This is a genomic window from Caballeronia sp. LZ028 (assembly GCF_031451415.1).
In the GTDB taxonomy this organism is placed as follows: domain Bacteria; phylum Pseudomonadota; class Gammaproteobacteria; order Burkholderiales; family Burkholderiaceae; genus Caballeronia; species Caballeronia zhejiangensis.
Genome location: NZ_JARUXN010000004.1, coordinates 1,288,797 through 1,309,743 on the forward strand (window position 1 = coordinate 1,288,797; position 20,947 = coordinate 1,309,743).

Sequence of the window (20,947 nt, forward strand, 5' to 3'; positions counted from 1 at the left end):
GCGCCACCGTTCACCGGCCTCTTCCTGGCCGTCCAACCTGACCGACGTTTCCCGCATGGCCGTCTTCACTCCCGTCACCAACGCCGACCTCGGCGACTGGCTGCAAGACTACGATCTCGGCGATGTCGTCGAATTTCGCGGCATCCAGTCGGGCATCGAGAACAGCAATTTCTTTCTCACGACGACGCACGGCGAGTACGTGCTCACGATCTTCGAGAATCTCACGGCAACGCAACTGCCGTTCTATCTCGATCTGATGCGCCATCTGGCTTCGCATCGCGTGCCCGTGCCCGATCCGATGCCGCGCCGCGACGGCTCGCTCTTCGGCATGCTGCATGGCAAGCCCGCGTCGATCGTGACGAAGCTCGAAGGCGCGCCCGAACTCGCGCCGACGTCCGCGCATTGCATCGAAGTGGGGCAGATGCTCGCACGCATGCATCTCGCGGGGCGCGACTTTGCGCAGCATCAACCGAATCTGCGCAGCCTTTCATGGTGGCAGCAGAAGGCGCCGTCGATCGCCGAATTTTTAAGCGGCGAGCAGCGGGCATTGTTCGAAGACGAACTCGCGCATCAGGCTGAATTTTTCGGCTCGGCGGATTACGCGTCGCTGCCGGAAGGCCCGTGCCATTGCGACCTGTTCCGCGACAACGTGCTGTTCGCGCACGGCCGCGAGCACGCGCGCCTCGGCGGTTTCTTCGACTTCTACTTCGCGGGCGTCGACAAGTGGCTGTTCGATGTCGCCGTAACGGTCAACGACTGGTGCATCGATCTCGCCACCGGCGTGCTCGATCCCGCGCGCGTCGATGCGATGCTGCGCGCCTATCAGACGGTGCGTCCGTTCACGCCCGCCGAAGAGCGTCACTGGAACGACATGCTGCGCGCCGGCGCGATGCGCTTCTGGGTCTCGCGCCTTTTCGACTTTCATCGCCCGCGCGAAGCGCAAATGCTCAAAGCGCACGATCCCGGCCATTTCGAACGCATTCTGCGCGAACGCGTCAAAGCCGCTTCTCCCGCCAATCGATAACCAGCAACATGCGACTGATCGAAGTTCCGGCCAAGACCGGCTACGTGTGGTTCCGTCAGGGCATCTGGCTGTTCCGCCGCAACCCGTTTGCCTTCCTCACGGTGTTCTTCGCGTATCTGTTCGTGATGACGCTGATCTCCCGTGTGCCGCTCGTCGGCCCGTTGCTGCCGCTGCTGTTCATTCCGGGGGTCGCGGTCGGCTTCATGGCGGCGTGCCGCAACACGATCGCGGGCAAGCCCGTCTGGCCGACCATTCTCGTCGACGGATTCCGCTCGTACGGCAGCGTCGTCGCGCGCAGGCTGCTCGCGCTGGGCGCGCTGTACATCGTCGCGATGATGGTCATCTTCATGGCGTCGGCGCTCGTGGATGGCGGCACGCTGCTCAGCATCATGATGGGCGACGGCCCGAGCGGCGATCCGGAAACGGTTGCCGCGAGCTTCAGTCCGCTCGCGGTGCTCGTCGCGATGGCGTGCTATGTCCCGATCGCGATGCTGTTCTGGTTCGCGCCGATCCTCGTCGCGTGGCACGACGTGCCGCCCGCGAAGGCGCTGTTCTTCAGCCTCGTCTCGTGCTGGCGCAATCGCGGCGCGTTCATTTTTTACGGCGTGCTGTGGATCGTGATCGCGCTCGCGGTCTCGTTCGGCCTGACCACGCTGATGCAGGCGCTCGGCGTGGGACAGGAAATGGCGCTCGCGGTGCTGATGCCGGCATCGATCATCGTCACGACCGCGCTGTATTGCTCGTTTTACGCGACTTATCGCGGCTGTTTCGGCGTGCAGTCCCCCGATTCGCCGGACATTCCCGACGCACCGGGCACGCCCAAGGCTTGACCGGATGCCGCGCTCTTCGAACGGGCGCGGCGATGATTCGTGCGCGAAGCATTGCACGTACACTAGCGAGATCGGCCATCCCGGCCTTTCGCCGCGCCTCTGTCATGACCTCGTCAAACGCTTTGCCTGAGTTTCCGCTCGAACTCGATCAGCAGTTGTGCTTCGCGCTCTATTCGACTTCGCTCGCGATGACGAAGGCGTACAAGCCGCTGCTGGAGAAGCTCGGGCTGACGTATCCGCAATACCTGGCGATGCTCGTGCTTTGGGAATCCGACGACCTCACGGTCAAGGAAATCGCCGCGCGTCTCTCGCTCGATTCCGCGACGATGACACCGCTTCTCAAGCGTCTCGAAGCGCAGGGCTATGTCGAGCGCGTGCGCGGCGTGGAAGACGAGCGCCAGGTTCACATCCGACTGACCGACGCCGGCGCCGCGCTGAAACAAGCCGCCCGCGCGATTCCCAGCGAAATCTACTGCGCCTCCGGTTCGGACATCGACGCGATGCTGCGTCTGCGCAACGATCTGGTGCGGCTGCGCGCCTCCCTCGGCGAGTACATCGACGACTGATCCGAACCGATAGCGACACGCTAACGGCCCCATCGTCGAATTTTAATTTGCACACTAATTAATAGCGCGATATATTTACGCCGTGGTGAACGCAACATTGATCTGACAACCGAAACATAAGGAGAGAAACGATGAGCATCCTGTACAAGGCGACGGCAACCAGCACCGGCGGACGCGATGGCCGCGCCATTTCCTCGGACGAGCAATTGAATGTGAAGTTGAGCGCGCCGAAGGAACTGGGCGGAACGGGCGCACCGGGTACGAATCCCGAGCAATTGTTCGCTGCGGGCTATTCCGCCTGCTTTCTCTCAGCGATGAAGTTCGTCGCGGGTCAGCAAAAGCGCGCAGTGCCGGCCGATACAAGCGTCACGGCGGACGTGGGCGTCGGTCCCAACGATGCAGGCGGATTCAAGCTCGATATCGAGCTGCGCGTGTCGCTGCCGGGGCTCGACGCGCCCGACGCTCAGGCATTGGTCGATGCAGCACACAAGGTTTGCCCGTACTCGAACGCGACACGCAACAACGTGGATGTGCGCGTGAAGCTCGTCTGAGACGACGCGAGCGGAAACAAAAATGCCGGCCTAAAAGGCCGGCATGTTCCAGAACCGTCGAAGGCAGAGCTTAGTTGGACATCCACGCCGGGTGACGCGCGGTAGCACGCTGATCCAGCTTCTTCATACGATATTCGAGATCGTAGATGTCCGTGGCTTCGGCGAGATAAGCGTCGTCGCGCGCGCGATCGCGTTCATCGGCGGATTTGGTCAGAAACAGGAAAATGCGGCTAAGCAGGAACATGGTGGGCCTCGCTTGGATACTGGGGTTACTACCTATGAATCGGATTATAGGGTAATCCCTGATCCAACGCCAGCCCTAATCGCTAGAACGCTGATACTAAAGACTAAATTGCAACACCTGCAACACGGCACGCCGGGCTTCAGGCGACGTACGCATCGCGCGCGGCCTCGCTCGGACGCCGCTGATGCTTGAAAAACTCCCACATCACCGCTGAAGAATCTGGTCCTTTGGACGAGTGGAAAGCGACGGTATCGTCGCCGCCGGCCCATGAATGGCCCAGGCCGCGCACGATCGACGTCTTCACCACACGTCGGCCGTTCTTGAAATAGTCCGTCACGACACCATCCGGATGCGCTTCCTCGCGCGCCTCGCCCGCGCGGCGATTGCCTGCGGCGTCGATGAAGCCGTTCAGCCGCAGGAACTGCTTGGCGAGCTGCTCGGCGTTCGCGGCCGCGACCACCGAATCCAGTTCTCCGTGCACGATGATCGCCGGCATGCCCGGATAATCGCGAACGTCGACAGCCGCGTCGATGAGCGTGACGGGATCGCTGCGCGCGCCGCGGCGCATGACGTCCATCGCGCCGATGGCCGAACGCGCCTCGCCGAACACCACGCCCGAGTGCAGGCCGACGGCCGCGAACACGTGCGGATAACGCACGGCGAGCAGCGCCGCGAGTCCCGCACCGGCGGACATGCCCGCAAGATAGACGCGCTCCGGATCCAGATCGTGCTGCTCGACCATCGCGTTCACCAGCGAGACGACGGACGCAGCTTCGCCACCGCCGGCGCTACCGGAATCGTCATACCAGCGCCAACAGCGATGCGCGTGATCGTGCTTCGATTGCTCCGGATACAGCACCGCGAATCCGTATCGATCGGCAAGCAGATTGATGCGCGTGCCTTGCGCGAATTCGTCGGCGTTCTGCTTGCAACCGTGCAGCATGACCACGAGCGGAACCGGCTCGGACCCGGCTTTCGGCGGCAGATAAAGCGCGTACGACATGTGATTGACGAAGCGGCCGCTCGTCGGCGGGGCCGAATGATACGAGCGCGCCCACTTCCCGCGCGCCCACGCCGACGCGCGCGGACGCACACGCGATTCGCGCGGCGCGGGACGCGCGCTGGCGCGGGGCGCTGTTGCCGCCTTCGCAGACGCCCCCGATTTCAGTTTCGACTTGACGGTTTTCGCGCGCGCGGGCTTGGCCGCCGCACGGGGCTTGGGTGTGCGGATCGCTTCGACTTGGCCGGCGACCAGGCGTCTCAAGCCGCGCAACCAGAGCTTGGTAAGGCTTTTGGACATTTCGGCTGGGTCCTCCACTTCATGCAATGGGATGGCGCGACGAAAACGCGCGCCGTGTTGTGCATTGCACAATAACATCAAAACGGCTGGATTACCTGCCTTGAGCGCACAGATCTCGGGATGAATTAACAGCAAATCGCGAAGATAGCCAAAATTAGACGATAGTTACGCGATGTAACCGTCAACTCGCTTTAAGCAATGTCGGATAATTCAGTATGTTCCCAAGCGTTATACTGGAGCGAATTTGCGGCAGCGTGTCGAAGCGCCAGCCGCCGGCAGAACGGCCCCCTCGCCGCTGCCGCACTGCAGCAACCCTTATTCCCAGAAAACCAATGACCGTAGACCTACCCGTTTCCGCCTGGATCTCCGTGACCGCGCTCGGCAGCGTCGGCGTGATGGGGCCGGTGGCCCTCATCGTCGCCGCATGGCTCGCCGTCGGCTATCGATGGAAATATTCTGTCGCGTGGCTCGCACTGCTCGGCGCGGCGAGCGGCCTCGTCGCGTTGAGCAAGATCGCGTTTATCGGCTGGGGTATCGGCGTGCGCCATCTCGACTTCACCGGCGTCAGCGGACATGCGCTGATGTCCACAGCGGTGCTGCCCGTCGCGATTTTCGTCGCGCTGTTGCCCGCGCGCGGCGCGTGGCGCGCCATCGGCGTCGCGCTCGGTCTGTTGCTGGGCGTATGGGTGGGCGTGTCGCGCGTCGTGCTCGACGCGCATTCGGTATCGGAAGTGGTCGCTGGTTGCGCGCTCGGCGCGGTCGTCGCGCTCGCGTTCGTGTGGTTCGCGTGGCGCGCCGAGTCCGGCAGGCTCGCGCCGGCGCCCGTCGCCGCGAGTCTCGCGGCGGTCGTCGTGGCGCTGCACGGCGTGCCCGTGCCGACGCAGCAATGGATCACGGAAATCGCGCTCGGGCTGTCGGGCCACGAGCGTCCGTATGTGCGGGCAAGCTGGAAGTCGAAGAAATTTCGCGCGCCGGAACGCCGCACTGAACTGCCGCAGGACGACCGCGCGGCCGCCTGACGCGGCCGCTGCGTTCACTGCATGATGCCTTAATCGTTCACGCCGATAATCACGCTCGACGCCTTGATCACCGCAACGGCCTTCTGACCTTGCGTCAGGCCGAGCGTGTCAGCGCTCTGGTTCGTGATGATCGCGGTGATGGTCGTGCCGCCGTCGAGCGACAGCGAAACCTCCGCGTTCACCGCGCCCTTCGTCAGACTGGCAACCGTGCCACGCAACTGGTTGCGCGCCGACAGCTTTGCGCCGGTGTCTTCCATCAGCATGACCCACGACGCCTTGATAAGCGCGAACGCATCGCTGCCTTCCTTCAGGCCCAGCGCCTGCGTGCTCTCGTGCGTGACGACCGCGACGATCGTCTGCCCGCCGGGCAAGCCGAGTTCGATTTCGTCGTTCACCGCTCCACGCGTGACCTTCGTCACCTTGCCGGCCAGTTGGTTGCGTGCGCTTGTTTTCATTCCCAATCTTCCGATCAGTTCCCAATCGTGGGCGAAGCCTTCGATGGCCGCGCCCGCCCGTTCCAGAAATTTCCGATGCTCGCGTTCGATCGCGTGATACGTGTCGATGAGACGCAACGCTGATGGCGTGAGCGTTGTGCCGCCGCCGCCCTTGCCGCCCGCCGCGCTGGTCACGAGCGGTTCGCCGGCAAGGTTGTTCATGGTGTCGACGGCGTCCCACGCGCCCTTGTAGCTCATGCCCACGGCCTTCGCCGCGGCGGTGATCGATCCCGTGTCGCGGATCGCGGCCAGAAGCGCAATGCGCGCCGCGCCCCCGAGCGTCTCCGTGCCGCTGCGCAGCCATACGGAGCCACCGAGTTCCAGCGGATCGCGCACCTTCGACGGTGCTGTTTTACTCATCTCTAGCCTCTGTGATCGTGCTGAAACAATGGGACGGATTATATCGATGCCTTCACACGCGGACGGTGCATCGAACGCAGCAGCCGCTCGCCTTCGCGCGCGTCCTTGCGCGCCGACGCCGCACCCCAGGCCCGCGCGAAACCGCGCTGATAATCGGTGGCTTCGGGGAGCGCCGCGAGCCGATCGGCGGCGACGGCTGCATCGTTTGCTTCGCCGAGCACCGTCTGCAATTCGCCGAGCAGCTTCGCCGTGTCGGTACGCGTTCTCCGCGACGTCACCGAGCGGAAGAATTCGAGCGCATATCGCAGGCGCTTCGCATGAATGCGGACGCGATGCCGCTCATGCGCTTCGAGCGACGCGAGATCGGGCGCGCGCGCGATACGCCGGTAGTCCTTGCGGATGCGTTTTTCGGCAAAGCTGACAAAGCGCATCGGCGACTCGTCTTCCTGCGATGAGAACCGCGCGAGCCATTCGACGAACGCGAGCATCAGGCGTGCATGGCGCTTCGACGCCAACGCGTCGTGCACCTTGTCGCGCGCGACGCGGCGCTTCACGTCCGCAGCGGCGATGACCGGCTGCCAGCGCGCGGCGTCGTCGTCCGATTCGGCGTAGGCAGGCAGCGTCCTGTCGGTGAAGACGTCCCAGTCGCGTGCATCGGCGAGCAGGTCGCCGAACCACTTCAGATCGGGCGCGATGCGCGCATTCCACGTGTCGTCGATATCGTCGCGAAAGAGCTTCAGCAGCGTCTTCAGCCGACGCTGCGCGACGCGCAACTGATGCACGTGCTCGTCGCCCAGACCCGCGCGCGACGCGGCCGCGTTGCCGAACCACTGCCCCGCCACCGACGCCGCGATGGCGACGAACGCTTCGCGGCGCGTCGCCGTGCGCGGCAGGTCGAGTTTCGCGGCATGCACAGGTTCCGCTTGCGATGCGTGCTCGTCGTCCGGCGCGATGAAAAACGGCGCGGCGTCGATCACCTCGCCCGCGAGCCCGAAGACGGCGTCCAGCGCGCCGTTCAGCGCGGGCGCCGCGAGCCGCAAGATCGGCGGTTCCCCTTCCGAAGTTTCGAGCGACGCGAGAATGTCCGCGCCGCCGGCATCGACGCGCCATTCGATGCGTTCGATCTCGCGCCCGGCTTCCGAGTCCGCCGCCATATCCCGATGCGCGTTCGCGAGCGGCTCGGCGAGCGCGTCGTCGGCATGCGCGAATTCGATCAGCGACGCCGCCAGATCCTCACCCGCGGGCCGCGCGAAAGTCCGATAGCGCGTGAAGCCGGGCATCGGCACGCTCTCTTTTTGCACGGCGCACAGCGTGCGCGCGCCCTCGAGCGTTTCGATCGACAACCGCCATCGCGGCGTTTTCAGCGGAATCTCGCGCGTCGTGAAGCGCGTCCGGACGGGTTCCGCGCCCGCGAATGCGGCCACGCGATGCAGCGCGTCCTCGGCTCCATCGTCCGATCGATGCGCGTGCAGCGTCACCTCGATCCACATCGTCATGAAGTCTCCCCGGGCGATCTGACGCCGCCCGTCAATTCATACGAAATGGCTGCCGTTTCCCGATTCATGAAATCGACACACGCGCCGGGAAACATGCCCATTTGAGCTTCTGAAACGCTTCTCGTCTGCTTTTTCACCTTTCCGATACGACCTCGCGCAGGACCAGCCCCAAGGACGCGTTCATGAACCAGATTGCCTTTCCTCAATCCCAGACGGGCCGCACGCTCGGACAACGCCTCGCGCTACTGCTCTTTCTGCTTGCCATCGGCGCGGGCGCGGTGTACTGCGTCCTGCATCTGCTCGAAGATCTCGCGCCGGTGCGCGAATCGTCGGCGTTTCCATACATTCTGCTCGGCGTCGCGCTCCTGATTGCGCTCGGCTTCGAATTCGTCAACGGTTTTCATGACACGGCGAATGCTGTCGCCACTGTAATTTACACGCACTCGTTGACGCCAAACTTAGCGGTAGTCTGGTCGGGAGCATGGAATTTCATCGGCGTGTTGATTTCGAGCGGCGCGGTCGCGTTCGGCATCCTGCAATTGCTGCCGGTGGAACTGATCATCGGCGTCGGCAGTTCGCAGGGCTTCGCGATGGTCTTCGCGCTCCTCATCGCGGCGATCATCTGGAATCTCGGCACCTGGGCGCTCGGCCTGCCGTCGTCGAGTTCGCATACGCTGATCGGCTCGGTGATCGGCGTCGGCCTCATGAACCAGATGTTGCACGGCACGAACGGCACGTCGGGCGTCGACTGGAGCCAGGCGATGTCCGTCGGCAAGTCGCTGCTGTTTTCGCCGCTCGTCGGCTTCATCCTCGCGGGTTTTCTGCTTTACGTGCTGAAGCTCGTCGTGCGCGTGCCCGCGCTCTACAAAGAGCCGGAGAAGAACACGCCGCCGCCGTTCTGGATCCGCTGTCTGCTGATCCTGACATGCACGGGCGTGTCGTTCGCGCACGGCTCGAACGATGGCCAGAAAGGCATGGGCCTCATCATGCTGATCCTGATCGGCACCGTGCCGACCGCCTACGCGCTGAACAAGGCCGTGACGGCGAGCGAAACGCAGACGTTCGTCGCGGTGAGCCGCAGCGCATCGGACGTATTGCAGCGCTACAGCAACGGCGCTCCGCCCGCCGCCGACGCGCGCGCCCAGGTCGAGAAATACGTGCAGACGAAGACGCTCGCGCCGGACACGATCGCGTCGCTGAAGCGCGTCGTCGACTCGATCGAAGCGCAGATCCGCCCGAGCCAAACGATGGCCGAAGTGCCGCAGGGCAACGTCCGCAACGTGCGCAACGAGATGTACATCGCGTCGGAGGCGCTGCGCATCATGGAGAAGCAGAAAGCGCCCGCCTTTTCCAAGGACGACGACGCCGTGCTCGGCAACTACAAGAAGCAGCTCGACCACGCGACGAAGTTCATCCCGACGTGGGTGAAGGTCGCCGTCGCCGTCGCGCTCGGATTGGGCACGATGGTCGGGTGGAAGCGGATCGTCGTGACGGTCGGCGAGCGCATCGGCAAGACGCATCTGACGTACGGACAAGGCGCGTCGGCGGAACTCGTCGCGATGCTGACCATCGGCGCCGCCGATGTCTACGGCTTGCCCGTCAGCACGACGCACGTGCTGTCGTCGGGCGTCGCGGGCACGATGGCCGCGAACGGCTCCGGCCTGCAATGGCGCACCGTGCGCAGCCTCGCGCTCGCGTGGATCCTGACGCTGCCGGTTTCGATCGCGCTCGCGGGCCTGCTGTTCTGGGCGTTCCGCGGCCTATTCTGAGCGGATCGCTTGCGTAAAAAGCGGCGCGCGAAGGCTTTCGCGCGCCGTGCAAGTTTTGCCCGTCCCGCCTCGTTTCGCCTCTCCTTTTCGACATTCGTCTGCGCTGGCGCACGTTCGCTCACTGCCCGCAATGCCTGATGCCGCGGGCTTTCGTCGCTACTGGCACGGCCATTGCTCGTATGCAGTCGTCGATCGCAAGACTGATCGTGCCGGCGGCCACGAACCGCCGCTCCTTCGGCGCATGACTGTCGATGACAGTTGGGAGGCTGCGCCGGACGCCGATCCGTCACGCGATCATTTGAATAAGGAGAAGTCGAAATGACGATCGGAACCATACTGCTGATCATCCTGATCCTGCTCTTGATCGGCGCCATTCCTTCCTGGCCGCACAGCCGCAGTTGGGGCTACGGGCCGAGCGGGATCGTCGGCGTCGTGCTGATCGTAGTGATCGTTCTGTTGCTGATGGGTCGGTTGTGACATCGCGCGGCTGCTGTTGGCCGCGTAAGAAAAAAGGGGCGCTCCCGGCGGGACGCCCCTTTTTGTCGATTGCGGCCGCGGTCTAGACGCGCATCACCTGGCCGTTCGGCTCGATCTTGCGCGGGATGACCGGCTCGCTCTGCTTCGGCGACGATGCCTTCGAACGCGGCGTGACCGGCGCCTGTTCGATAGCGGCTTTATCGGCGACCTGTTTCACGGACGTGGCGCTCTTGTGCTTCTTTTTGGCTGCCGTCTGCGGCGCCGCGTGCGTCTTGCTCTTGCCCTTGACGGACTGTGCTTCGGGAGGATTCCAGACTTCCGTGTAGCGCTCGGCCGCAAAAAGCGACGACGAGCCGATCAGAAGAACGACGATCAGGAATACGCGCTTCAAGTGATTCGCTCCAACGGTTAGTGGCCCGCTCTGCGCGAGAGGATGGTGTCGAGCGTCTGCTCGGATGTTTCCAGCTCGAGCAACGCGGCGTCGAGACGCTCGATCGAGCGCGCGACGGAGCGCCCGTCCCGCTCGAAATCCGGCTCGCCGCGCGTGGCGTCGAACGCCGCGTTGACCGCGCGCGTCGCGCGCATGAAACGTTCGAGCGCAGCGGCTTCGAGCGGATCGTTGCGTGGGTTCATCGGCGAGCTCCTGTTGCGGACAAGCTGTACGAATATACAGTAAGCCGACGCCGCGGCAAACAGGCGGCGCGCGTCGTGGCGAAAATGCCGAAGCGCCTCTTGACCGGCGCATGCATCGGCCTTCGGCGGCGTGCAGCGGCGTTTTGCCGCGCATCGATGCGGCGTCGCGCGCGATTAAGTCCCTCTTAATTCTGCGCCGACACACTCGTCTCGCGATCCGGCTCCGTTGCCGCCGTCCGCACCGGACGGCCGAGCCATCACCGTGAGGAACGTGCCATGCCAGCCAACACCGCCGCGCGCCGCAGCTTCGCCAATCTCGCTCCGACGATGCGCAAACAATACGCGCTCACCCTGCGCGAATGCCGTCTTTCCCTGCCGGTCGAGCCGCCGTGGGGCGCGCCTTACCGAATGGTCGAATGGGCGTCGAAGACCGACCAGCGCGTGCAGCGACGCGTCTTTCCCGCCGACTGCACGCCGTCGCAAATCGCCGATGCGCTCAAATCCCACGTACCGGGCCGCCGCTACGGCCCGACCGACGACGAAGACTGATCCGGCGCTTCGAGTCAAAAAGCGCATGGCGGGCTTGCATTAATCCAAATGTGGACTAATATTATTGCAAAGTTCCTTTGGAGACTTAACGACATGCCCAACGCCGCACGCGCCGAACATGCGTCGGCCGGCCGTCCGGTGCCGCGTCCGGCGCTGGATTCGGGTGATCTATCCGCTGCCGGTCTACGCGCCTTCTTCAATATCGCCCGCGACTGGGCGCTATCCGCCGAGGAGCAGATCACGCTGCTCGGCTCGCCGGGGCGCTCCACCTATTTCAAATGGAAGCAGGACCCCGAATCCGCCCGCCTCGCTCGCGACACGCTCGAGCGCCTTTCGCTGATTCTCGGCATCTACAAGGCGCTGCAAATCCTTCTCCCCGATCCGAAAGCCGCCGATACCTGGATCCGCCGCCCCAATGCCGCGCCGCCGTTCGGCGGGCGTCCGGCGCTCGATCGGCTGCTGGCGGGCAATATCAGCGATCTCGTCGCCGTGCGCCAATATCTCGACGCGATGCGAGGCGGCTGGGCGTGATGGGAATTGCATTCAGCAAGGACACACCGAACTGGCGCGAACAGTGGCCGCACAGTCTGCTCGACTGGTCGCCGGCGTATCGCGTGATTCCCACGCGCTTTCCTGCCGTCAATCTCTTCGATCGCGTGGCGTCGCCGCAGGATTTCGAAGCGCTCTACGCACTGGAGGCGATGACCAACGACCGCCTGCGCACCGAAATCGGCGAACTCGATCTCGTGCCCGCGGAAGAGCGCTGTTTCGGGCCGGGCTGCGGGCCGATCATGGCGGCGTTCACGCATCTGAATCCGAACGGCAGCCGTTTCTCGGACGGCAGCTACGGCGTGTTTTACTGCGGCCGCGAGCGGCAGACGGCGATCGCGGAAACGCGCTATCACTCCGGGCTTTTTCTCGCCGCGACGAACGAAGCGCCGACGCGCCAGCAGATGCGTCTCTACACAGTGCGGGCGCACGGCGATGTCGTCGATCTGCGCGGCGACGCGATCGCGCGAACGGGCCTCGATCCGCGCATCCTCGCGCCGGACGACTACGGCCCGGGCAAGGCGCTCGGACGCGCGGTGCGGGCGGCCGGTGCGCCGGGGATCGTGTATCCCTCGGTGCGCGATCCGCAGGGCGAATGCCTCGCCGCCCTGCGCACGACGATGCTGCGCGACTGCCGGCACGCGGCGTATCTCGAATACAACTGGAACGGCGAGGCGATCGACTACGTGTTCGAGCTGAATCAGGTCGGCTGAACGGGCAAACGTTTCACCTTCCCGAGCCGATCGCCACAGCCGTTTCGGTGCGCGTGCGCGAGAGCTTCTTCGACGCCGGGCGCGCCGCCTTTCTCGCCGTTTTCTTGCCGACCTGCTCGAGCGCCTGCGACGCCGCGTTCTTGCCGCTCGATTTCAGCGCACCCGCGCGCGCCTTGCGGCTCGATTCGCCGAGCAGCCGGGTCAGGCGCGCGTCGCTTGGCGTCGCGCCTTTGCGGTTCTTGCGCGCCGCCTCGCGCGTGCGGCGTTTCGCTTCCTTTTCGAGGAAGATCGCGAGCGCGGCTTCATCGGTCTTGAGACCGTGACGGCGCGACGCGGGCATCGATTCGGCGAGCTCGCCGGCTTCGAACGCCTCGATCACGGCCGGATGCACATAGCATTTGCGGCACACGGCGGGCGTATTGCGCAGCAGTTGCGCGACTTCCTTCACCGTGCCGACGACATGCTTGCGCGCCTCGGTCACCGTCTCCCATTTCAGCTTTCTCAGCGCCGCGAGCGCGAACACGCTGCCCGCCCACGTCCGGTAATCCTTCGCCGTGAAATCCGCGCCGGTGATCTCGCGCAGATATTCGTTGATGTCGGATGAAGAAACCGAATGGCGCTCGCCGTCCTCATCGAGATACTGGAAGAGATCCTGCCCCGGCAGATCCATGCAGCGCTTGACGATGCGCGCGACCCGCGCGTCGCTCACGGCGACATCGTGCTCGATGCCGCTCTTGCCGCGAAACTTGAACCGCAACGTTCCCGCCGACACTTTCAGATGCCGCTTTCTCAACGTCGTCAGTCCGTACGAGCGGTTTTCGCGCGCGTATTCCTCGCTGCCGACGCGGATCAGCGTCGTATCGAGCAGACGCACCACGGTCGCGAGCACCTTGTCGCGCGGCATGCCGTCGAGCGCCAGATCGCGCGTAACCCGCGAGCGCAGTTTCGGCAGTACCGCCGAAAACGCGAGCATGCGTTCGTACTTGTTCGCGTCGCGCGTTTCGCGCCACTGCGGGTGATAGCGATATTGCTTGCGACCGCGCGCATCGCGTCCGGTCGCCTGGAGATGGCCGCGCGAGTCGGGGCAAATCCACACATCGGTGTAAGCGGGCGGAATCGCGAGCGCGTTGATGCGGCGAATCTCGGCTTCGTCGTCGATGCGCTTGCCCTGCGTGTTGAAGTACGCGAACGCGCCGTCGATCCATTCGCGCGTATAGCCGCGCCGCGAATCGTCCACGTAGCGCAGGCCGGGCGGCAAATCATCCGGGCAGCCCTGCACGTCGGCCGTCAGGCGGTCGCCGGCGCCGCCGCCTGTCTCGTTGTTCGTTCCGATTTTCGCCACCGCGCGCCTCGCCTGATTGGTCTTCTATCGATGGCGAAGAGTCGAGCAACGTGCGTGCCGCGTTGCACCGGAGTCACGGCAGCGCGAGTTCGCGCGCGCCTTCGGACGACGCCCAGCGCTCTTTTACGGACCAGCGCTCGTCGGTGCCGGCCTGCACGATCGTGAGCCGGCCTTCGGGCGCGAACGCGCACGTATCGATGTAAATCTGCGAGCCGATCTGCTTCACCGCGCGCGTCGGCGTATGGCCGCAGTAAGTGGGCGACAGGCCGAATTGCAGCCCGGGGTCCGCGTGACCGAGCGCAAGGCTGCGGCCCCAAAGGATCTGCCCGCGGACGTCTTCGTGATAGTCGCCGGCATCGAGTTCGGCGTCGTTGCCGAAGAACTCCGCGTGCAGCACGTTGAAGCGCCGCTCGCCCTCGCCGACGATCCGCACGAGCGGCAGCGTCGAGAGCCGCGCGGCGAGCGCGGCAAGCTGATCGTCGGGGACGGTTTCAGCCCACGCGCCGCCGATCGCGTACCACGATTGACGGCGCATCGCGCCGGTCGCGACCGCGATCAGCGCATCCTCGTGATTGCCGAGCACGGGATAAAACCACGGCTTGTCGATGAGATCGATGGCCGCGAGCGAATCCGTGCCGCGATCGACCAGATCGCCGACGGAGAACAGCCTGTCCCGCGCGCCGTCGAAACCGATTTCGTGCAGAAGATAACGCAGCGCATCGACGCAGCCGTGCAGATCCCCGACCACGAAATCGCGGCCGAGATCATTGGCGGGATGCCTGCAGACGATAGGATAGGTAGGACCATTCATGCGCCGATGATAGCGCTCGTCAATGACGCCGTGTGCGGGGTGGATCGCTTTTGCAAGCAATACGCAAGCCGCGCGCACACTCGTTACAGCGGCGTTACCGGGGCGCGTCCGGTCGACGTAAAAAGTGCTGTTCCCGACCTTTTGCAACGCAGTTATTGCCCGATGACGCGAAGCCGCGCGACGGCTTTCGCATCGATCGACGCGCGTGGATCGCCGAATCGACGCGTCACGAAGTTGCTCAGAACGGCGATCTGCTCGTCGGTGAATTGCGCGTCGAATGCGGGCATCAGCGCGTGCGCATCGCGGGTCTTGCGATTCACGCCGCGCAGGATCACGAGAACGAGATTGCTCGCCGCCGCCGCGCCGCCATCACGCGCGAGCGGCGGAAACGGCTTGCTGCCCTCGCCTGTCGCGCCGTGGCAACTGGCGCACGCGGCGGCGTAAAGACGCACGCCTTCCGAATCGATCGATGTCGTGTCCGCCCGCGCCGGGTCGCTCACGCGCGCGTCTTTCGCCGCGACGGGCGGCACGGCGCGCAGATACACGATCATCGAACGCAGATCCGCGGGCGTCAGATGCTGCGTGCCAGTCGCGACGACTTCGGCCATCGGTCCGAGCGCATAGGCACGGCCGGGCGCGGCGCCCGTCGACAGAAAGCGCAGCAGTTCGTCGTCGCGCCACGCGCCGATGCCCGCGACGCGATCCGGCGTCAGATTGCCCGCCTGCCATCCCGCGACCGTCGCCCCGGCAAGCCGCTTGCTTCCCATCAGCCCGCCGATGCCGTTGCGCGGCGTGTGGCACTCGCCGCAATGCCCGAGCCCTTCGACGAGATACGCGCCGCGATTCCACTCCGCGCTCTTCGACGGATCGGGCACGAAGCGCCGCGGCGAAAACTCGAGAAGATTCCACAGCGCCATGAGCCAGCGCTGATCGAACGGAAACGCGAGCGTGTTGCGCGGCGTCGCGGACCGCACGGGCGGCACGGTCGCGAGATAGGCGCGCATCGCGAGCAGATCGGCGTCGGAAAGCAGCGTGTACGACGTGTACGGAAACGCGGGATAAAGCCGCTCGCCGTTCCTGCCGATGCCCTCGCGCATCGCGCGGATGAACTGCGCGTCGGTCCATGCGCCGATGCCCGTTTCGCGATCGCTCGTGATGTTCGGCGCGAACACGTCGCCGAACGGCGTCGGGATCGGCCTGCCGCCCGCGAACGGCCGCGCGGATTCCGAGCGGGCGGTATGGCAGCTCATGCAGCCGCCCGCGCGCACGAGATATTCGCCTTGCTCGACTCTGGTTTGCGCTTGGGCGGCGCCGGACGCGCACGCCAGCAGAACGATCAGGCACGCGAGCCGCGCCTTCATCGCAGGGACGCCTCGATCGTGCCGGCGAGCCGCAGCGACAACGCCGCGATCGTCAGCGTGCAGTTGACGGAGCCGCCCGCGGGCATCACCGCGCTCCCGGCGATGAACAGGTTCGGATGATCGTGCGCGCGGCATTCGTCATCGACGACGGAATCGTTCGGATCGCGGCCCATGATCGCCGTGCCCATGATGTGGCTGCTCGCGCCGAGCGAATCGTCGTGCTCGATTTCCGTGCCCTCGAAAATCCCGGCGATGCGCGCGAACTGCGCGTGCGTGTCGGCGGCGCTCTTGCGCACGTAATCGTCGATCGAATACGCGATTTCCGGGCGCGGCAAGCCGAGCGCGTCCTTTTGCGCCGACAGCATCACGCGATTTTCGCTCGACGGCAGTTGCTCGTGAAAGCTGCCGAACGTGAGCCTGCGCGCGCATTGCTCGCGAATCTGCCGGTCGAGCTCGCCGCCGGTCAGCCCTTTATCCAGCAGATTCCGGGTGACGGCGAGCGTCGGCGCCGCGTTCGACAGATGCAGCTTCTTCGCCGCCTGCTGCGCGCGAAACGGCCCGTCGCGGAAATCGACGATCGACGACATCTCCACTGGCCCGCGTCCCGGCCACAGCGCCTCGTTGGCGAGAAAGCTGACGCTCGCGGCGGGATGATCCATCAGATTGCGCCCGACCTGATCCGAGCCGTTGCCGATGCCCTTCGGAAACCGCGCGGACGTCGACATCAGAAGCAGCTTGGGCGTCTCGATGCCGTTCGCCGCGATGACGAAGCGCCTGCCGGTCACGCGCGTCGAGAGGCCGTTCGGGTCCTTGCAATGGATCGCGACGATCTCGCCGCGATCGTTCGCCTCGATGCGATACGCGACCGCCTGCGCGACGAGCGCCGCGCCCGCGCGTTCGGCCTTGTCGGCGTGCGACGCTGCGTGATACAGCGCGCCGATCGGACAAATCGGCATGCAATTGTTGTTGCCGCAGCACGCGGGGCGCGCGTCGTACGGACGGCTGTTGCGCGCCATCGGCTCGGGCACCACGCGATACGACTGCGCGCCGAGCGCCTCGGCGACGCGCCGGTCCATCCACGAGAGCGGCAGCGCGTCCATCGGATAAGGTGTCGAGCGCGGCGAGCCGAGATCGATGTCCGGTCCCGCGACGCCCAGATCGGCTTCGGCCTGCCCGTACCACGGTTCGAGCGTCTCGTAGGGAAACGGCCAGTCGCGCCCGACGCCGTACAGCGTTTTCACGCGAAAGTCAGAAGGCAAAAGGCGCCACGCCGCGCCGGCCCAATGCCACGTCGTCCCGCCGACGAGCCGCAGATATTGCGGCTGGTACGGCGTCGCGCCGCGATCGACGAGATAGGCGCCGGGATTCATCGGCTCGGGGCGCGGCGCGTGACGCACGAGCGGATACGGCGCGCAGAAATCGCGCTTGTCGGCGACGCGGCGAAAGTTCTCGACGATCTGCCAGCGCGCAAGACGCGGCCCGGCTTCGAGCAGAATCACAGACGCGCCCGCTTTCGCCAGCCGGTACGCGACGAGACTGCCCGCCACGCCCGAGCCGACGACCACGACGTCCGCCGAAGTGGAACCCGCCATGCGCGTGCCCTTGTCTTGAATGGCGATGCGCGGCGCTCAGGGCTTCTTCGCCCAGTCGGCCGGCTCGCCGCGGCAGTATGAGGGAACCGTGAGCATGTCGCCGACGGGATCGAACATCAGTGCGCGTTCGTACGCAACGACTTCGACATGCGGCGGCTCGCCGACGACGCCGAGATACCACGCGCGCATCACGCTGCCGACCGTCTTCGCAAGCTCGGGACGCGTGGCTTCGAGCGCGGCGGTGATGATGTCGGTGGGCGTGCCGCCGTGCGTCGCGATCCACTTGTCGAGCGCGGCGATCTTCGCGGCGAAGTCCGCATCGTGCCGGACGAGCGCCGCGTGCACGCGTTCGGCGAGAAGCGGATCGAAGTGCGTGCGGCCGGTGAGTTTCATCGACACGGCGAGAAACGCGCCGATTCCGCTCGCGGGCGGTTCCTGAGCGCGCGCCGGCACGAGCAGCGCGCACGCGCCCGCCATGATTCCCCTTCGCATCGCAAACGACGTCATCTCTGGCACTCAGCTTGTTGAAAGGCGATCGGGCAATAATCGCAGCGTCGGGCGATGCCTGCCTCACATGCGGACAAAACGAAATGAAGCCGATCTTCCCGCCCGTACTGCGCAACCGGCCGCGCGCGCTGATCGGCCTGGCTGTTGGTTGCGTCGCCGCCGCTTTGGTTCCGGCGCACGTGCGGCCGACGGCGCGCGCGCTGATCGGCTGGGACTCGGCCGTGTGGCTCTACCTCGCGCTCATCTGGGTGAAGATGGCGTCCGCGCGCCAGAGCGACGTGCAGGAACTCGCCGAGCGCGAAGACGAAAACGCCGCGACCGTGCTGATGGTCGTGAGCGTCGCGGCGATTGCGAGCATCGTGGCGATCGTCGTCGAGCTGTCGACCGCGAAGCACATGGGCGCCGGCGCGGTGCTGCATTACGTGCTCACCGGCGCGACGATGCTCGGCGCATGGTTCCTGATCCCGACGATGTTCACGCTCCACTACGCGCGGCACTACTATCAGTCGCCGGACAACGATACCGCGCTGAGATTTCCCGACCGTCATCTGAAGCCGGGTTACTGGGACTTCCTCTACTTCTCCTTCACGATCGCGGTCGCGTCGCAGACCGCCGATATCGCGCTTGCATCGACGTCGGCGCGCCGCACGGCGCTCGCGCAATCGGTGCTGTCGTTCTTCTTCAATCTCGCGGTGCTCGGGCTTTCGATCAACATCGCCGCGAGCATGGTCGGCGGCTGAAACGCCGCTGTCACGCGCGCGCCATAAGCTCGACGAACGGCTCATCGAACGCGCCGTGTAAAAACGCGGCGCGCGCCGCAGTCAGTTTTACACGCGGCACGTTCGTGCCTTTCTTGCTCTGCGGGACGTGGGCGCCGGCGGTCTCGTCGTGCCATAGGCGGAAATGAACGTGCCGCAGCGCACACACGCCACCGCTCGGTGGCACAGCGATTGCTGCATTGCGCCAGCCCAATCAGAAGAAACCCGGATCAGCACTCGCTCGCGCGGCCTCGCGCTCGTGCGTTCCGCATGCACAGGAGAGCCCATTTTGCCTTTGAACGTTCTGCTGGTCGCCTCCGAAGCCGTCCCGCTCGCCAAGACCGGCGGACTCGGCGATATGGTCAGCGCCTATGCTGCCGCGCTGCGCGAAGCCGGCGTCGATGCCACCATCCTGCTTCCCGCCTATCCGAACGCCATTGCTCAAGCAGAAGGCCTGAGCAAGATCGGCACGCTCACCGGCCTGCCCGGCGGCGACGCGGCGCTGCTGCGCGGCCGTATGCCCGATACCGGCGTGCCGGTTCTGCTGCTGCGCTGCGACACGCTCTACGCGCGCGACGGGCTTTATCAGGACGAACAGGGCCGCGACTATCAGGACAACGCGCTTCGCTTCGCGACGCTTTCCGCCGCCGCGGTGCGGATCGCGCAAGGCGTGCGCGGCGTGAAGAAGCCGGACATCGTTCATGCACACGACTGGCACACGGGCCTGACGCCGCTTCTGATGAAGCACGCGGACGTGCACGCAAAGAGCGTATTCACGATCCACAATCTCGCATTCCAGGGCAACTACGCGCTCTCGCTTGGTGCGTCGCTCGGCGTGCCGGAAAAGTGGCTCGTGCATGCGTTGAGCGACCCGAAGAGCATCGAGTTCTATGGCGCATTGAGTCTGATGAAAGCGGGCATCGTCCACGCCGATCGCGTAACGACCGTCTCCGAAACTTACGCGCGCGAAATTCTCACGCCGCGCTTCGGTCATCTGATGGAAGGCGTGCTGCAAAGCTGCGCCGACAAGCTGTCGGGCGTCGTGAACGGCATCGACGAAGAAACGTGGAATCCCGCCGCCGATCCGCTCATCGAACGCACCTATTCCTTCGACGATATGCGCGGCAAGCACGCGTGCAAGCGCGCGCTGCAACGCATGTTCGGCTTGCCCGTCGATCCGTTCGCGCCGCTGATGGCGATCGGCAGCCGCATGACCGGTCAGAAACTCGCCGATGTCGTGCTCGATGCGCTGCCGCGTCTGCTCGCGCGACATCCGCGTCTGCAGCTCGCCGTGATCGGCAAGGGCGAGGCGCATATCGAAGCCGGTTTCAGGAAGCTCGCGCAGGAATGGCCGGATCGCGTGGGCGTGCATATCGGATACGACGAACGGCGCGCCCATGCCCTGCACGCGGGCGCGGACATCCTTCTGCACGGCAGCCGCTTCGAGCCGTGCGGCCTCACGCAGATGTATGCGATGCGCTACGGCACGCTGCCGGTCGCATCGCGCGTGGGCGGCCTCGCCGACACGATCGTCGATGCGGCGCAAAACGAACTGCACGGCATGCGCGACGTGCTCCGTCCATCGGCGTGGCTGCGCGACGGCACGCATGATCTGCCTGTCGCGCCGGTCCCCGCGCCGCGCTCCTCGCACGCGCCCACCGGCTTTCTCTTCGATGGCGAACGCGCGGACGATATCGTCTACGCCGCGAGCCGCGCGCTCGACGCCTACATGCGTCCGCAAGTGTGGCGCGCGTTGCAGCGCAACGCGATGTCCTGCGATTTCGGATGGAACGAAGCCGTGACGACGATGGTCGCACTGTACGTCGGCCTGAGCGGCGCGCGTCCGAGCCGCACCGCATTGCGTGCGCGCCGCGTGGCCGATGTCATGCCGACGCCCGCACGGGCACAGGACGCGCATTCGATGGCGCGCACCGCGTGAGCGTGCCGGCGGCAGTTGCTCCATAGTAGCGACCAGGGTTCGAACCGGGCGCGGCACGCAACG

General features: G+C 65.4%; 23 protein-coding genes. 12 read left to right on the forward strand and 11 right to left on the reverse strand.

What is annotated here, in order from left to right; genetic code table 11:
• Window positions 1-55 precede the first annotated feature (55 nt).
• From QCE58_RS28660 to QCE58_RS28675, 4 genes are all read left to right on the forward strand, one after another.
• The gene (locus tag QCE58_RS28660; protein ID WP_008353980.1) at window positions 56-1,024 is read left to right on the forward strand and encodes a homoserine kinase; all 969 of its coding nucleotides are present in this window, start codon (window positions 56-58) and stop codon (window positions 1,022-1,024) included.
• Between the two features lie 8 nt (window positions 1,025-1,032).
• A complete protein-coding gene (locus QCE58_RS28665) occupies window positions 1,033-1,854 on the forward strand; it encodes a BPSS1780 family membrane protein (RefSeq protein ID WP_008353981.1) in 822 nt (273 codons plus the stop codon).
• A gap of 104 nt (window positions 1,855-1,958) precedes the next feature.
• Window positions 1,959-2,420: a MarR family winged helix-turn-helix transcriptional regulator gene (locus QCE58_RS28670; protein WP_033536081.1), complete on the forward strand. Its 462-nt coding sequence runs from the start codon at window positions 1,959-1,961 to the stop codon at window positions 2,418-2,420.
• Between the two features lie 131 nt (window positions 2,421-2,551).
• Complete coding sequence (locus QCE58_RS28675) at window positions 2,552-2,971, forward strand: organic hydroperoxide resistance protein (RefSeq protein ID WP_175982510.1); 420 nt, start codon at window positions 2,552-2,554, stop codon at window positions 2,969-2,971.
• Between the two features lie 70 nt (window positions 2,972-3,041).
• Here QCE58_RS28675 and QCE58_RS28680 read toward each other — a convergent pair whose 3' ends face one another.
• Complete coding sequence (locus QCE58_RS28680; protein WP_008353986.1) at window positions 3,042-3,215, reverse strand: DUF3563 family protein; 174 nt, start codon at window positions 3,213-3,215, stop codon at window positions 3,042-3,044.
• 139 nt (window positions 3,216-3,354) lie between these two features.
• Window positions 3,355-4,515: a PHB depolymerase family esterase gene (locus tag QCE58_RS28685; protein WP_250521506.1), complete on the reverse strand. Its 1,161-nt coding sequence runs from the start codon at window positions 4,513-4,515 to the stop codon at window positions 3,355-3,357.
• A 332-nt stretch (window positions 4,516-4,847) separates the two neighbouring features.
• On the opposite strand from QCE58_RS28685, the gene QCE58_RS28690 reads away from it, so the two are divergent.
• Window positions 4,848-5,534 carry a phosphatase PAP2 family protein gene (locus tag QCE58_RS28690; RefSeq protein WP_033536080.1) on the forward strand — a complete coding sequence of 229 codons (687 nt, stop codon included), beginning with the start codon at window positions 4,848-4,850 and terminating at the stop codon, window positions 5,532-5,534.
• A gap of 29 nt (window positions 5,535-5,563) precedes the next feature.
• On the opposite strand, the gene QCE58_RS28695 is transcribed toward QCE58_RS28690, so the two are convergent.
• Together QCE58_RS28695 and QCE58_RS28700 are read right to left on the reverse strand one after the other, a co-directional pair.
• Window positions 5,564-6,388 (reverse strand): TOBE domain-containing protein, encoded by an 825-nt coding sequence (locus QCE58_RS28695; protein WP_034471893.1) that lies wholly within the window; start codon window positions 6,386-6,388, stop codon window positions 5,564-5,566.
• A 38-nt stretch (window positions 6,389-6,426) separates the two neighbouring features.
• On the reverse strand, window positions 6,427-7,884 hold the full coding sequence (locus tag QCE58_RS28700) for a CHAD domain-containing protein (RefSeq protein ID WP_250521505.1): 1,458 nt from the start codon (window positions 7,882-7,884) through the stop codon (window positions 6,427-6,429).
• 182 nt (window positions 7,885-8,066) lie between these two features.
• Between QCE58_RS28700 and QCE58_RS28705 the strand changes: the two genes are divergently transcribed.
• Together QCE58_RS28705 and QCE58_RS28710 are read left to right on the forward strand one after the other, a co-directional pair.
• Entirely contained in the window at window positions 8,067-9,653 is a 1,587-nt protein-coding gene (locus QCE58_RS28705; RefSeq protein ID WP_008353991.1) for an inorganic phosphate transporter, read from the forward strand.
• A gap of 318 nt (window positions 9,654-9,971) precedes the next feature.
• Window positions 9,972-10,130, forward strand: coding sequence for a DUF3309 family protein (locus tag QCE58_RS28710; RefSeq protein ID WP_008353994.1), 159 nt, complete (start codon window positions 9,972-9,974; stop codon window positions 10,128-10,130).
• A gap of 82 nt (window positions 10,131-10,212) precedes the next feature.
• On the opposite strand, the gene QCE58_RS28715 is transcribed toward QCE58_RS28710, so the two are convergent.
• The gene (locus QCE58_RS28715) at window positions 10,213-10,521 is read right to left on the reverse strand and encodes a hypothetical protein (RefSeq protein WP_008353995.1); all 309 of its coding nucleotides are present in this window, start codon (window positions 10,519-10,521) and stop codon (window positions 10,213-10,215) included.
• A 17-nt stretch (window positions 10,522-10,538) separates the two neighbouring features.
• Window positions 10,539-10,763: a hypothetical protein gene (locus QCE58_RS28720; RefSeq protein WP_250521504.1), complete on the reverse strand. Its 225-nt coding sequence runs from the start codon at window positions 10,761-10,763 to the stop codon at window positions 10,539-10,541.
• A gap of 276 nt (window positions 10,764-11,039) precedes the next feature.
• Here QCE58_RS28720 and QCE58_RS28725 point away from each other — a divergent pair, with 276 nt between their 5' ends.
• From QCE58_RS28725 to QCE58_RS28735, 3 genes are all read left to right on the forward strand, one after another.
• Window positions 11,040-11,312 (forward strand): DUF2866 domain-containing protein, encoded by a 273-nt coding sequence (locus QCE58_RS28725; protein WP_008353997.1) that lies wholly within the window; start codon window positions 11,040-11,042, stop codon window positions 11,310-11,312.
• Window positions 11,313-11,405: 93 nt separating this feature from the next.
• Window positions 11,406-11,843, forward strand: a complete 438-nt coding sequence (locus tag QCE58_RS28730; protein ID WP_008353999.1) for an MbcA/ParS/Xre antitoxin family protein — start codon at window positions 11,406-11,408, stop codon at window positions 11,841-11,843.
• Complete coding sequence (locus QCE58_RS28735; protein ID WP_008354001.1) at window positions 11,843-12,574, forward strand: RES family NAD+ phosphorylase; 732 nt, start codon at window positions 11,843-11,845, stop codon at window positions 12,572-12,574. Before QCE58_RS28730 ends, QCE58_RS28735 begins: the two co-directional genes overlap by 1 nt.
• A 13-nt stretch (window positions 12,575-12,587) precedes the next feature.
• Here QCE58_RS28735 and QCE58_RS28740 read toward each other — a convergent pair whose 3' ends face one another.
• The 5 genes from QCE58_RS28740 to QCE58_RS28760 all read right to left on the reverse strand — a co-directional run bounded on the left by QCE58_RS28740 (window position 12,588) and on the right by QCE58_RS28760 (window position 18,172).
• Entirely contained in the window at window positions 12,588-13,916 is a 1,329-nt protein-coding gene (locus QCE58_RS28740; RefSeq protein ID WP_250459079.1) for a DNA topoisomerase IB, read from the reverse strand.
• Between the two features lie 73 nt (window positions 13,917-13,989).
• Window positions 13,990-14,727, reverse strand: a complete 738-nt coding sequence (locus QCE58_RS28745) for a metallophosphoesterase (RefSeq protein ID WP_081851854.1) — start codon at window positions 14,725-14,727, stop codon at window positions 13,990-13,992.
• Between the two features lie 152 nt (window positions 14,728-14,879).
• Entirely contained in the window at window positions 14,880-16,088 is a 1,209-nt protein-coding gene (locus QCE58_RS28750; RefSeq protein WP_250521503.1) for a cytochrome c, read from the reverse strand.
• Window positions 16,085-17,680, reverse strand: a complete 1,596-nt coding sequence (locus QCE58_RS28755; RefSeq protein ID WP_250521502.1) for a GMC family oxidoreductase — start codon at window positions 17,678-17,680, stop codon at window positions 16,085-16,087. The genes QCE58_RS28750 and QCE58_RS28755 overlap by 4 nt, the downstream gene beginning before the upstream one ends.
• Before the next feature lie 36 nt (window positions 17,681-17,716).
• Window positions 17,717-18,172 (reverse strand): sorbitol dehydrogenase family protein, encoded by a 456-nt coding sequence (locus QCE58_RS28760; RefSeq protein ID WP_235366202.1) that lies wholly within the window; start codon window positions 18,170-18,172, stop codon window positions 17,717-17,719.
• A 98-nt stretch (window positions 18,173-18,270) separates the two neighbouring features.
• On the opposite strand from QCE58_RS28760, the gene QCE58_RS28765 reads away from it, so the two are divergent.
• Entirely contained in the window at window positions 18,271-18,927 is a 657-nt protein-coding gene (locus QCE58_RS28765; protein ID WP_008354009.1) for a DUF1345 domain-containing protein, read from the forward strand.
• A 307-nt stretch (window positions 18,928-19,234) separates the two neighbouring features.
• On the forward strand, window positions 19,235-20,884 hold the full coding sequence (gene glgA / locus QCE58_RS28770; RefSeq protein ID WP_250521501.1) for a glycogen synthase GlgA: 1,650 nt from the start codon (window positions 19,235-19,237) through the stop codon (window positions 20,882-20,884).
• Window positions 20,885-20,947 lie beyond the last annotated feature (63 nt).